Source organism: Eubacterium barkeri (assembly GCF_900107125.1).
GTDB classification, from domain to species: Bacteria; Bacillota; Clostridia; order Eubacteriales; family Eubacteriaceae; genus Eubacterium_O; species Eubacterium_O barkeri.
In genome coordinates this window covers 216,218-229,333 of sequence record NZ_FNOU01000001.1, presented here as the reverse complement: position 1 = coordinate 229,333, position 13,116 = coordinate 216,218, and the positions used below count along the sequence as shown (strand labels likewise).

12 protein-coding genes and 1 pseudogene are annotated in these 13,116 nt (G+C 46.6%); 2 read left to right on the top strand and 11 right to left on the bottom strand.

Going from position 1 to position 13,116, the window contains the following annotated elements:
• Positions 1-17: 17 nt before the first annotated feature.
• Positions 18-350 (bottom strand): annotated as a pseudogene (locus BLU30_RS14445) (DUF559 domain-containing protein); the annotation flags it as partial.
• Positions 351-499: 149 nt separating this feature from the next.
• On the bottom strand, positions 500-1,855 hold the full coding sequence (locus BLU30_RS00910; RefSeq protein WP_090242514.1) for a butyryl-CoA:acetate CoA-transferase: 1,356 nt from the start codon (positions 1,853-1,855) through the stop codon (positions 500-502).
• A gap of 218 nt (positions 1,856-2,073) precedes the next feature.
• Between BLU30_RS00910 and BLU30_RS00905 the strand changes: the two genes are divergently transcribed.
• Positions 2,074-2,373, top strand: a complete 300-nt coding sequence (locus tag BLU30_RS00905) for a hypothetical protein (RefSeq protein ID WP_090242513.1) — start codon at positions 2,074-2,076, stop codon at positions 2,371-2,373.
• A gap of 66 nt (positions 2,374-2,439) precedes the next feature.
• On the opposite strand, the gene BLU30_RS00900 is transcribed toward BLU30_RS00905, so the two are convergent.
• Positions 2,440-3,804 carry an NCS2 family permease gene (locus BLU30_RS00900; protein ID WP_090242512.1) on the bottom strand — a complete coding sequence of 455 codons (1,365 nt, stop codon included), beginning with the start codon at positions 3,802-3,804 and terminating at the stop codon, positions 2,440-2,442.
• A gap of 823 nt (positions 3,805-4,627) precedes the next feature.
• On the opposite strand from BLU30_RS00900, the gene BLU30_RS00895 reads away from it, so the two are divergent.
• Positions 4,628-5,038: a MerR family transcriptional regulator gene (locus tag BLU30_RS00895; protein ID WP_090242511.1), complete on the top strand. Its 411-nt coding sequence runs from the start codon at positions 4,628-4,630 to the stop codon at positions 5,036-5,038.
• 48 nt (positions 5,039-5,086) lie between these two features.
• Here BLU30_RS00895 and BLU30_RS00890 read toward each other — a convergent pair whose 3' ends face one another.
• The 8 genes from BLU30_RS00890 to BLU30_RS00855 all read right to left on the bottom strand — a co-directional run bounded on the left by BLU30_RS00890 (position 5,087) and on the right by BLU30_RS00855 (position 13,093).
• Positions 5,087-6,097, bottom strand: a complete 1,011-nt coding sequence (locus BLU30_RS00890; RefSeq protein WP_090242509.1) for an electron transfer flavoprotein subunit alpha/FixB family protein — start codon at positions 6,095-6,097, stop codon at positions 5,087-5,089.
• A 16-nt stretch (positions 6,098-6,113) separates the two neighbouring features.
• Positions 6,114-6,896 carry an electron transfer flavoprotein subunit beta/FixA family protein gene (locus BLU30_RS00885; protein ID WP_090242500.1) on the bottom strand — a complete coding sequence of 261 codons (783 nt, stop codon included), beginning with the start codon at positions 6,894-6,896 and terminating at the stop codon, positions 6,114-6,116.
• A gap of 20 nt (positions 6,897-6,916) precedes the next feature.
• A complete protein-coding gene (locus tag BLU30_RS00880) occupies positions 6,917-8,053 on the bottom strand; it encodes an acyl-CoA dehydrogenase (protein ID WP_090242498.1) in 1,137 nt (378 codons plus the stop codon).
• 105 nt (positions 8,054-8,158) lie between these two features.
• Positions 8,159-8,998, bottom strand: coding sequence for a 3-hydroxyacyl-CoA dehydrogenase family protein (locus tag BLU30_RS00875; protein WP_090242491.1), 840 nt, complete (start codon positions 8,996-8,998; stop codon positions 8,159-8,161).
• Positions 8,999-9,084: 86 nt separating this feature from the next.
• Positions 9,085-9,861 carry an enoyl-CoA hydratase-related protein gene (locus BLU30_RS00870; protein ID WP_090242490.1) on the bottom strand — a complete coding sequence of 259 codons (777 nt, stop codon included), beginning with the start codon at positions 9,859-9,861 and terminating at the stop codon, positions 9,085-9,087.
• A 24-nt stretch (positions 9,862-9,885) separates the two neighbouring features.
• Positions 9,886-11,073: an acetyl-CoA C-acetyltransferase gene (locus BLU30_RS00865; protein ID WP_090242489.1), complete on the bottom strand. Its 1,188-nt coding sequence runs from the start codon at positions 11,071-11,073 to the stop codon at positions 9,886-9,888.
• A 585-nt stretch (positions 11,074-11,658) separates the two neighbouring features.
• The gene (locus tag BLU30_RS00860; RefSeq protein WP_090242487.1) at positions 11,659-12,456 is read right to left on the bottom strand and encodes a dihydropteroate synthase; all 798 of its coding nucleotides are present in this window, start codon (positions 12,454-12,456) and stop codon (positions 11,659-11,661) included.
• Positions 12,457-12,472: 16 nt separating this feature from the next.
• Positions 12,473-13,093, bottom strand: coding sequence for a corrinoid protein (locus BLU30_RS00855; RefSeq protein WP_090242486.1), 621 nt, complete (start codon positions 13,091-13,093; stop codon positions 12,473-12,475).
• Positions 13,094-13,116 lie beyond the last annotated feature (23 nt).

Sequence of the window (13,116 nt, the reverse complement as noted above, 5' to 3'; positions counted from 1 at the left end):
CGTTTAACGGCCCGGTCAATGGCGGCACAGACACCGTCAAAATCAGTATCCAGCTCACGGTAGGTGAAAGCAGCGGCCTTCAGTCCCATTTCCCGCAGGGCATCCCCCTTCTTACCCGAAACCCCACCGGCGCTGTCTGAAAACCGGCGGAACTTTTCCAGTTCAACCACTAAATTAGCGGTTGGACAGACGAATAAAAAGCCGTCACTGCCTGCCATAATGCTGCGCTGAAATTTTTCGGGATAGTCCTTTAAATAACGCTCCCATAGCTTCTTTTCCTGGGGAGTTGCTTTCTGTTCAAAATCCTCAAGGGTCGGATTATTAAAATCTTCTTGTTTTCCGTAGGGCATAATCGTTCCTCCACTTAATGGTGTCTTCGCTTTAATTCATGATTAGTTCTATATTAACACCTTTACATCCCCCTGAGAAAGCAGTTTATTGGCGACTTACTATACTTTTGTGCAATTAAAAAGGATGCGGAAAGGCATCCTTTTTAATTCTAATCTTCTTTATTGGTCCGTCTCCAAATATTCATTTTTTCTGCTTCAGCTATGAGCTCATCCTGGAACTGCGGATGGGCCACCTTGATGATGGCTTCTGCCCGTTCCCAGGTGGATAACCCCTTGAGGTTTACAATACCGTATTCAGTGACGAGATAATGGATATTGGCCCGGGTATCGGTAACCACTGAGCCATTGGCCAGGGTGGGACGAATCCGGGAGTGCAGTTCCCCTTTTTTGTCCTTAAAGGCAGACGAGCAGCAGATAAAGCTCTTGCCCCCCTTGGATTTATAGGCCCCCAGTACGAAGTCCAACTGACCACCGGCGCCACTAATTTGTTTGGTTCCGGCGGTTTCTGCATTAACCTGCCCATAGAGGTCGATATCCACTGCGTTATTAATGGAAATGAAATTGTCAATGTTCCCAATGGTATCAATGTCATTGGCATAATTGACCGGTACTGCCATACACTCCGGATTGTCATCCAGGAAGTCATAGAGCTTTTTCGTACCCGCTGCAAAGGCATAAACCTGCTTGTAGCGATTAACGGTCTTGTGGGAGCCCGTGACTTTACCCGCCCGGCTTAAATCCACGAAGGCATCCACATACATTTCGGTATGTACCCCTAAGTCCTTTAAATCAGATTCGGCAATCATAGCACCAACGGTATTGGGCATTCCACCAATGCCGAGCTGAAGGCAAGCGCCATTGGGAATTTCTGGTACAATCAGGTTGGCCACGGCGATATCTACATCTGTGGCAGGGCCACCCGCACCCATTTCTGCCATGGCTGGGTTTTCCCCTTCAACAATAACATCGACTTTAGAGATATGGATGGCTTCTTCAAAGCCCCCCAGGCAACGGGGCATGTTTTCGTTCACTTCAACAATGACGACTTTAGCCGTTTCGCAGACAGCCATCATGTGTGATGCATTGGGACCGAAGTTGAAATACCCGTGCTTATCCATGGGTGCCACCTGGAACATGGCGACATCCGGCGGCGTGATATTTTCCCGGTAATAACGGGGTAGTTCAGAATAACGAATGGGATCATAAAAACTAAAGCCCTTGGCAACGGCTTTCCGTTCGATTCCGGACATATGCCAGGAATTCCAGGTGAAATGTTCTTTGGCATCGGGAAGTTTAAAAATCTCCGGTTCCCACATTAAGATCCCACCGCGGATTTTGAGGTCCTTCAGTTCTGGTTCTTTTTTAATCCGATCCGCCAGGGCTTCATCCAACGCCCGAACGGTTGCTGTCGTCCATCCATAATCCAGCCAATCCCCTGATTTAACAATGGCGACTGCTTCTTCAGCCGTCTTTAATTTGTCTGCATATTCTTTGATATAGCTCATGGTTACCCTCCTTGGTGCACTTGCTTGTGAATCCTTCTCAATGGTTTGATTTTATCATGCCTGCAGCCCCATGGTCAAGGGGTTTAATACGGGATGCCCTCCTTCGATAATCGCTGTTTCTTTTTTTAATTTTTTCTTAAAAATCAACCTAAAGGATGATGTTTTTTATTTCTTATCGTGTTATACTCAATTTAAAATATGAAAAAGGAGAATTTATTATGAGCTTTGAATTTGGAATGAAGGGCTTCACCTGTGGTATGATTGCCTTGATCTGTTGGGTGGTCTCAATTATCTTAAATTTAATGAATCTTTCAACGATTGGCTGGTTATTTGGCGTGGCTGTTCTGGTTTTTGGTATTATGGCTTTTGTCAACGGCAAAAAAGAATATGCCGCTGATCCGAACAACAGCAAGGCTAAAACGGGAAAGACCATTGGTCTGGTTATCATTATTCTAGAAATTGTTACCTTTGTGGTTCTTTTAGTTGCTGCTGGTACACTGGCCGCACTCATGATGTAAGCTTTCCAAAAAAAAAAAAACGGGTTTCCCCAGGGGGACCCGTTTTTTTATACCGATTCTGTCGCTTTAGATAAAGATATACTTACAAACAAACAGAACTGCAATGGCAACCATCACCCAACTGACCTTCTGCCGCTTTCCAGCAACCAGGTTTAATACCACATAAGAGATAACCCCAACGCCAATCCCTTCAGCAATACTGTAGAGCATGGGCATCCCTGCCAGGCATAAAAATGCCGGAATGCCTTCGGTGAGTTCATCCATGTCCAACTCCTTAACCTGCTGCATCATCAGGAAACCGACGATAATGAGGGCCGGTGCAGTGGCAAAGGATGGAATCGCCAGGAAAATGGGTGACAGCAGGAGGGACAGCGCAAAGAGGATGGCAACCACCAAGCCCGTCAGGCCGGTCCGTCCGCCTTCTCCGACGCCCAGGCTGCTTTCCACATAAGTGGTGGTGGTAGAGGTTCCAAAGACGGCGCCTACGGAGGTCGCCACAGCATCCGCCAATAAAGCCCCTTTGATCTTTGGCAGCTTGCCCTCTTCGGTGACGAAGCCTGCTTTCATCCCGCAGCCCATGAGGGTTCCCAAAGTATCAAAGAGATCCACAAAAAGGAATGCGAAGATGACGACAATGAAATCCAGGGACAATACCTTCGAGAAGTCAAACTTCATGAAGGTTGAAGAAATCCCCGATACGTGGATCCCATTTGAAAAATCAGGAATCAGTGAATAGAGCCCAAGCTCTGGTGCGGGAATATAGACACCCGCCAGCTGAAAGACAATCCCCAATAACCAGGTGATAATAATCCCCCAGAGTACGGCCCCTTTAATATTCTTAATCATCATAATGGCCGTTGTCAGAACGCCAAGGACTGCCAAACCGACGGTCAGGCCCATGGTGAAGGATTCCTGCCCCTTCCAGACATACATCGTAATTAATGTGGCATCACTGTTCACCACAATATTGGCGTTTTGAAAGCCAATCATCGCAATAAACAGCCCAATCCCACAGGTGATGGCGATCTTCAGGTTTTTCGGAATCGAATTGAAGAGGGCTTCCCGGACATTGGTCAAGCTGAGGACAATAAAAATGAGACCTTCGATAAATACAGCAGCCAGAGCCATTTCCCAGGTGTAGCCCATCTTAATGACGACGGTGTATGCAAAATAAGCATTCACCCCCATTCCCGGTGCCAATGCAAAGGGATAATTTGTGAATAGGGCCATTGCCAAAGTACCAAATACCGCAGCAAGTGCAGTCGCCGTAAAAACAGCACCTTTGTCCATACCGGTCGCACTGAGGATATCGGGGTTCACTGCGAGGATGTAAGCCATCCCCATAAAGGTGGTGAATCCGGCAATCAATTCAGTCTTCACGTTGGTGTTGTTTTTACTGAGGTGGAAAATTCTTTCCAAGAATTCGTTCATACCATACCTTCCTTTCATTAAACATAATTAAATTTTAACAGATTCTTAATATTATTTCAACAGAACTCCCAATCCCACACAAAAAAGCCCCCTCCAATAAAGAATTGGAAGGGGCTTTTGAACAAGCAGGTGCTTACGCCTGCTTTAATTCTTTAATTTCACTCTTCAGTGCTTTGATTTCTTTTAACAGTGCTTCAACGGGATTATAATACATACCATGCATTTCAGGTTCCTCCTTATGCTTGTTCTCTTTTTTCCACAGCGGCACTCTTTTTCAGAGCATCCACTTCTTTACGCAGGGTCTTGACTTCTTCTAACAGTGTATTTAATGGGCTGGCATAAACATTCATCATCATAACCTCTTCTATTTTAAATGGAAACTTCTATTGACCTGGGCTTAAATTAGTTAGCCTTGGATGCTTTTTCTAAAATTTTACGAATAGGATTGTAGTACATCATCACGATTACCTTCTTTCTGTTTTACTCGTTTTGTTTGTTTCTTGTTTTTTAACTTGTGTTTAGTATACCCCCTAAAGCCTACTCTAGTGCAAGGGATTTTTCAATTATTTTCACATTAGTTTATAATTACACTAAATTACATTTCGATAGGACGGTATACCTAACTTTCCAAGACTTCATGTCTTCTGGCTTCCCGGGGCATTCTTCGCCATTGACTTAAGCTCCGATTAAGTTTTATGCCCAATCCTAGAGTTTACTCTAGGATTGGGCACCCTGTTCCTCTCCTTTTCTCTTTTATTTAAGCTGTGTTTAACATTTCTCGCATAAACTAAAGGTGACTTTAGGATTTGCAAAAGGAGAACCCATGGACTATACCATTAAAGAAGCATCTGAACGAACGGGCCTGAGTATCCACACCCTGCGCTTTTATGACAAATCTGGATTACTCCCCATGGTGGGACGGACAGAAACGGGTAACCGCATCTTTACAGATTCAGATATTGAATGGATTCAAACCATTTGCTGCTTAAAGGATACGGGAATGCCCCTCAAGGAGATTAAATATTATATCGATTTATTTATGAAAGGAACATCCACCCTTTCTGAGCGGCGTCAGATTTTTATTGACCATCGGGTAGCCCTAATGAAAAAAATTGCTGAATTGGAAAAGAATTTAGAAATTGTAGAGCACCGGATTCAGTTTTACGATGAAGCTTGTGCTGTATATGCCATGCGGGATCAATTAGAATTGGAAAATGTAAAAGACCGTGCTTAAGGGGCACGGTCTTTTACGTTAGGTAATATTAATGAAAGCCCTACTTTATTATTTAGCAGCTCTTTCCTTTTTTAGCGCTTCCGTCAGAAGCGGTACGATTTTGCAGACATCGCCAACGACACCGTAATCGGCAGCGTTGAAGATGGGTGCGGTTTCGTCTTTATTGATCGCGACGATGATGTCGGATTCTTCCATCCCAGCTAAATGCTGGATTGCACCGGAGATCCCACAGGCAATGTACAGGTTGGGACGAACGGTTTTCCCGGTCTGTCCGACCTGAATGCCTTTTTCGACCCAGCCGGCGTCAACACAGGCACGGGAAGATGCCACGGTACCACCTAAAACATCCGCTAAATCTTCTAACATGCTGAAATTTTCGGGGCAGCCCATTCCACGACCACCAGATACCAAAATGTTCGCATCTGCGATATCCATTTTTTCGGATACGGTTTTAACAATATCCAGGATTTCAACGTTTTTGTGCGCAGCTAAATCAGCAATTTCTTCAACAATAACATCTGCTTTGGCGTTTTCGTCAAAGGGTGCTTTCTGCATAACCCCAGGACGGACAGTGGACATCTGCGGACGGTGTTCCGGGCAGAGGATGGTCGCCATGATGTTCCCACCAAAGGCGGGACGGGTCATCATGAGGCCCTTGTCTTCAGGGTTGATTTCCAGCTTTGTACAGTCTGCGGTTAAGCCGGTGTGGACGCGGGCAGAGACCCGGGGTGCCATGTCACGGCCGATGGCGGTTGCGCCAAAGAGGCAGATTTCTGGTTTGTATTTATTGATAATTTCCACAAAAGCATGAACATAAGGTTCTGTGGTATAGACATCCAGTGCAGGATCATCAACAACAATCACACGGTCTGCACCATGCTTTGCTAAATCATCAGCCATTGTGGTAACACCGGAGCCAAGGACAACAGCGGTCACTTCGGTTCCGAGATCAGCAGCCAGTTCTTTACCCTTTCCGATTAATTCATAGGAAACGGGGGTAATTTCATTATCTACTTGCTGTACGAAGGTGAATACACCTTTATAATCTTGAATACTCATCTATTCTCACCCTTTCCTATATAATGAATTTTTCTTTCAGTTTTTCCACGATGAAATCAGCGGATTCCTGTGGGTCAAGCTGAACAACGGTGCCAGGTTCTTTTAATGCCTTGGGGAAGGATTTAAAGACACGGGTTGGAGAGCCTTTCAGCCCGATGTTATCAACGTCGGCCTGGACGGTTTCCTGGGTCCAGATCTGGACTTCTTTTTCACGATAGGCATCAAATATTCCACCGGGGGTCATATAACGAGGGGTGTTCATTTCGCCTAAAGCGGTGATCAGGCAAGGCATTTTTACCTTGACACTGTGGTAGCGATCTTCATACTGGCGCTTAATGACCACAGAATCCCCATCCACCTGGATGTCTTCAGCATAGCTGACATTGGGTAGGTTCAAGTGCTCTGCAATCTGTGGACCAACCTGTGCGGTGTCTCCATCAATCGCCTGACGGCCAGTGATGATGAGGTCGTAGTCCAGTTTTGCAATGGCGGCAGCAATGGTGGTGGATGTCGCCCAGGTATCCGCACCACCAAAGGCACGGTCGGTTACCAGAATCGCTTCGTCTGCTCCCATAGCCAGGGCTTCACGGAGAACGTCATCGGCTTGGGGAGGTCCCATGGAGACCACAGTAATGTGGGCACCGGTGGCGTCTTTAATCTGAAGGGCAGCTTCCAGGCCGGCCTTATCATCGGGGTTCATGATGCTGGGGACGCCTTCACGGATCAATGTCCCTTTTACTGGATCCAGCTTGACTTCGTTGGTATCCGGTACTTGTTTGACACATACTACTATATTCACGTGTTTTTCCTCCTGTCTTCCTAGAGAATAGCGCCAGAGATGACCATACGCTGGACTTCGCTGGTACCTTCATAGATTTCGGTGATTTTGGCATCACGCATCATCCGTTCAACGGGATAATCACGGGTGTAGCCGTAGCCGCCGAAGAGCTGTACGCATTTGGTGGTGACTTCCATGGCAACTTCTGCGGCGAAGAGTTTTGCGGTTGCAGCTTCAACGGAGAAGATTTTCTGGGTGTCTTTTGCAATAGCAGCCTTGTAAACCAGGTTACGGGCGGCTTCGATTTTAGCGTACATATCAGCCAGTTGGAATTGGGTGTTCTGGAATTTAGCAATGGAACGACCAAATTGTTTCCGTTCTTTGACATAGGCGATGGTTTCGTCTAAGGCACCCTGTGCCAGGCCCAGTGCCTGTGCAGCGATACCGATCCGGCCGCCATCCAGGGTTTTCATAGCAAGACCGAAGCCCTTGCCTTCTTTGCCCAGCATGTAGTTTGCAGGAATGACCATATCTTCGAAGATCAGTTCGGTGGTGGAAGAACCACGAATCCCCATTTTCTTTTCTTTAGTCCCGATGGAGAAGCCAGGGGTTGTTGCAGGTACTAAGAATGCAGAAATCCCTTTGGTTCCCTTACTTTTGTCGGTCATGGCCATGATGACATAGGTGTCAGCCTTACCCCCATTGGTAATGAAGATTTTGGAACCATTGATGATGTAGTTATCACCATCTTTAATGGCTTTGGTCTGCTGACCGGCAGCATCAGTACCTGCGCCAGCTTCAGTTAAACCAAAAGCACCCAGGTATTCCCCGGAAGCAAGCTTTTTCCCAAATTCTTCAATGACTTCTGGCTTCCCATATTTGAGAACCGGATCGGTCCCCAGTGAAGTATGGGCAGAGACGATAACGCCTGTGGTCCCACATACCCGGGAAAGCTCTTCAACACACATAATGTATGCTAAGGTATCACAGCCCTGTCCCCCAACTTCTTTGGAGAAGGGAATACCCAACATACCGAATTTTTTCATTTTTTCAACCGTTTCGGCCGGGAAGCGTTCTGTTTCGTCGACTTCCTGGGCAAGGGGTTTGACTTCTGTTTCTGCAAAATCACGGTACATGGTCCGCAGCATCTCATGTTCTTTGCTCAGTTTGAAATCCATACTGTTCCTCCTAAATTTTTCTTTAACATCCCCAATTGGAGACAGATAAAGGCATCGGCTGTGCAGCCGGCATTGCCGCATCAGCCCATGCCTGTTAAAGACTTACTATTTACTGTAATCGTAGAAGCCTTTACCGGACTTCATACCTAAAGCACCACCACGGACCATCTTTCTGAGAAGCGGTTCGGGAGCATATTTGTCTAATCCAGTTTCAGCCTGGAGTACTTCCATAATGGCTAAAACAACATCTAATCCGATTAAGTCGCCCAGTGCCAGAGGTCCCATGGGGTGGTTACAACCCAATTTCATGGCCGTGTCGATATCTTCGACAGAGGCGGTGCCAGCAGCATAGACGCCAATGGCTTCGTTAATCATCGGAATGAGGATACGGTTAACAGCGAAGCCAGCAGCTTCTTTGATCTGTACAGGGGTTTTTCCAATTTCTTTGGAAATTTCAAAGATCTTATCAACGGTTTCCTGATCGGTGTTGTAGCCAGCGATGACTTCAACTAATTTCATTGCCGGTACGGGGTTGAAGAAGTGCATCCCAATAACAGCACGATCCAGGCCCTTGCTCATTTCGGTAAGGGATAAGGATGATGTGTTGGAAGCGAAGATACAGTCTGGTTTACAGATTTCCTGAAGCGCCCCAAAGAGTTCATGTTTCATTTCCATCTGTTCTAACACTGCTTCGACAACCAGATCACAGTCTGCTACCTTGTCTCTTAAGCCAGTGGTAATCTTACCTAAGATTTCATCTTTTTTAGCTTCTTCCATACGGCCCTTTGCGACCTGTTTGGTTAATGCTTTTTCGATTTTAGCCTTACCACCATCAGCAAATTCCTGTTTGATATCGCATAAGACGACTTCATAACCATCGGTTGCTGCAAAAACCTGGGCAATCCCAGAGCCCATTGTACCTGCGCCAATTACGCCAACTTTCATTGTTTAGTCCTCCTGATTTTTTTCTTTTAAAGAGGAAACCCCAATTGGGATTCCCTCTTTGTCATCACTTAATTTAATTCTCTGTCTTAGCAGTTTGTGAAGGGTTCGTGTTTCCTTTTTTCGAGGAAAGCAGCCATGCCTTCTTTTTGATCTGCGCTTTCAAAGCAATCGCCAAAGAGCTTTTCTTCGATAACAATGGCGTCATCCATCCCGACTTCTAAACCATCATTGATGGCTTTTTTGCAATTACGCACGGCGATGGGAGCGTTCTTTGCAATCTTGCCTGCCAGTTTAAGGGCAGCGGGCATCAGCTCTTCCTGGGGATAGACAGCATTAACCAATCCCAGGGCTTTGGCTTCCTCTGCCTTGATGTTGGTTCCGGCATAAACCATTTCCTTGGCTTTTCCCACTGGGATCAGGCGAGCTAAACGTTGGGTTCCGCCAAATCCAGGGGTAATCCCCAAGCCGGTTTCCGGCTGTCCAAAGAGTGCGTTATCGGCAGCTAAGCGGATGTCACAGCTCATGGAGAGCTCACAGCCACCGCCCAGTGCAAAGCCATTAACGGCTGCAATAACGGGAATAGGTAATACTTCGATTTTACGGAAAACATCATTTCCCTTCTTACCGAAAGCTTCCCCTTCTGCCTTTGTTAATGCGCTCATTTCTCCGATATCTGCACCAGCGACAAAGGATTTTGCGCCAGCACCGGTGATAACGACCGCACGGATAACGTCTAAATCGATGCCATCAATGACGGCTTCCAAGTCCCCAAGGACTTCGGAATTCAAGGCATTGAGTGCCTTTTCACGATCGATGGTGATGACAGCGACTGCGCCGTCTGCTTCATATTTTACAAAACCCATGGAGAATCTCCTTTGTTTTTGTGCTTATAATGCTTCTACAACAGTGGCAACACCCATACCACCACCAACACACAGTGTCGCTAAACCGGTTTTCTTACCAGTCCGCTGCAGGCCGTGGAGCAGGGTAACCAGGATACGGCAGCCAGAAGCCCCAACAGGATGGCCTAAAGCGATTGCGCCACCGGAGATGTTGAGTTTTTCTTCCGGGATTTCAAGATCTTTGCCAACAGCGCAGGACTGTGCGGCAAAAGCTTCGTTAGCTTCGACCAGGTCCATGTCATCCATGGTCAGGTCGGCCTTAGCGAAGGCTTTCTCGGTTGCGGCAATGGGGCCAACACCCATCACTTCGGGGCGAACGCCGGCGGAAGCACCTACGACCCATTTTGCCATGGGTTTTACACCTAATTCTTCTGCTTTTTCAGCGGACATAACGACGATAGCCGCAGCCCCATCATTAATCCCAGAAGCGGAGGCAGCGGTTACTGTACCGGTGCCATCAAATTTGAAGCAGGGTTTCAGTTTTCCTAAACCTTCTGCGGTCACGCCTTTTCTCGGGAATTCATCCACTTTAAATTCGACGATTTCTCTTTTTACTTTAACAGGGACAGGGACGATTTCTGCTTCAAACACGCCAGCTGCCTGAGCTGCTTCACATTTTTGCTGGCTCTTTGCTGCAAATTCATCCTGCATTTCACGGGTGATTCCCCATTCTTCAGCGACATTTTCTGCAGTGACACCCATGTGATAGTCATTAAAGGCATCCCACAGCGCATCTTTAATCATGGTATCCACTAATTTGCCATCGCCCATTCTGTAACCATAACGGGCATTGGGAACAGCGTAGGGTGCAGCGGACATGTTTTCCATCCCACCTGCGATCACGACATCAGCATCCCCTGCGATGATCATATCAGCAGCTAAGTTAACGGCTTTAAGGCCAGATCCACAAACGTTGTTCAGGGTCATTGCCGGAACTTCGATGGGCAGACCAGCTTTGATCGAGGCCTGGCGGGCAACGTTCTGTCCTAAACCAGCCTGGATGACACAGCCCATGAGGACTTCGTCGACATCTTCGGGTTTGATGCCAGCACGTTCGACAGCTTCCTTGATGACGATTGCTCCTAAATCAGCAGCGGGAACACCTTTCAGACTTCCGCCCATGCTACCCATTGCTGTACGGCAAGCGCCTACTAATACGACTTCTTTTGCCACTTTGATACCCTCCATTAAATCTCACATTACTTTGTGATTATTTTTTTATTTTGACAGACGAACCGAATGCTCGTGGGACCGTCTGTTAAATATATAACAATACTAGCACATTTTGGGAGTTTGTCAAGATAATAACAAGATAATTTTCTGTTGAAAAGGTTATACATTCTTCTTTTTTAGTGTTTACTTTAATTTTCCAGAATGCAATTTTACGCAGTCGCGCTTAAGGTTTTTCCTATAATTATTAATGACACTCTTAATAATAGATGTTCATGTATTCCCCATTCTCTTAAAAAAATCATATTGATTATTAATTGTCATTATATCTCTTTTTACCCGTAATAAAAAGAGTTTACACACACTTACACATTTACATGGATTACATCCGATTTTTTTATTATAACCATTCTTTTCCCGAAATACCATGGACGGTTTATCCAAATTGTCTGTTTTTTCATTTGAAGGAATCAGTTCATTTGCCCAAGAATTTCCACAGACGCCACTTTATGGCATGATAACTGATATAAATAAATCAAGCCCGGTTTTTATCCGGAGCTTGATTTACCCTGAGGGGATGTTCTCGTGTTAGATACTGAGTTGTTTTTTCCGATAGGCCTTCATATATTTGGCGCAGAATTTATCCCGCCCGGCCAAGGCTTCAGCACCTTTTATGGCGGTCATCATCTTATCGTCCAGGGGATCGATCAATAGGCCGTCCAGTCCCTTAGCAATGGCCATGACAGCGAAGGTCCGGTTTAAGAATTTCCGTTCCGGCAGGCCGTAGGAAATATTGGACAAGCCGCAGGCGGTGTGGATACCTGGATATTTTTCTTTTAGTCCTTCAATGGCGTCGATGAAGCCCATGCCGAAGGTGACATCCGTCGATACGGGCTGCACCAGAGGATCGACGAAGATATCTCCGATATCGACACCCTTTCCGATGAGGCCATCGACCAGGATATCTGCGATGCGCAGTCGGTCCTCCTTCGTTTCCGGCATCCGCTGGTCGTCCATGCAAAGCGCGACGACCTTCAGCTTCGTTCCTTCCACCAGGGAGAGGATGGATTCATAGCGTCCTTCTTCATAGGAAATGGAATTGATGAGGGCATCTTCACCCGTGAGCTTCAGAGCGCGCTCGATGACATGGTAGTCCGGACTGTCGATGGAGATGGGGGTGTTGGTCACTTCCTGGACATTCTTGATCAGCCATTCCATGTAGTCACCTTCCTGATCGACAAAGATGCCGGCATTGACATCGATGAAGGTGGCGCCTGCGTCGGCCTGGTCCTTTGCTAATTTCTTGATGAATTCCGCATCACCGGCTTTGATGGCTTCACCAACGCTTTTCCGGCTGGCGTTAATTAATTCTCCTACTATATACATGCTTTTCCTCCGTTTTTTATGCCATGAATTGGCGGGCAAGGATGACGGCACCACCAGCATCATTGGCATAAGCATCCGCATGGATTTCCGTTGCAAATTCTTCGGTAACCGGTGCGCCGCCGACCATAACCTTGGCTGCGATGCCATCGGCTTTGATGGCTTCCACAGTATCCCGCATATTGGCCATGGTGGTCGTCAAAAGGGCAGACAGGCAGATCATATCCGCTTTGTTTTCCTTGGCTGCTTCGATGAATTTTTCCTTGGGGACATCGATGCCTAAATCAATGACCGTGAAGCCAGAGCTTTCCATCATCATGGCCACGAGGTTCTTGCCGATATCGTGGAGGTCCTTTTCAACGGTTCCGATGACGATGGTGCCCTTACCTGCTACGCCAGCGCCCAGCACCGGTTTTAATTCTTCCAGACCTGCTTTCATGGCTGTTGCGGCCATGAGCATTTCCGGTACGAATAAATCGCCTTTTGAAAATAATACGCCGACTTCGTCCATGGCGGCAACTAACCCATCATTTAAAATGCTTTGGGGATCAACGCCTTCTGCCAAGGCATCCTGGACGGCTTCTACGATTTCTTCGTCTTCAAATTCCATTACTAAATCATAAATATTTTCTACGTTCATTTTAATCTCTCCTTCAATCTCTT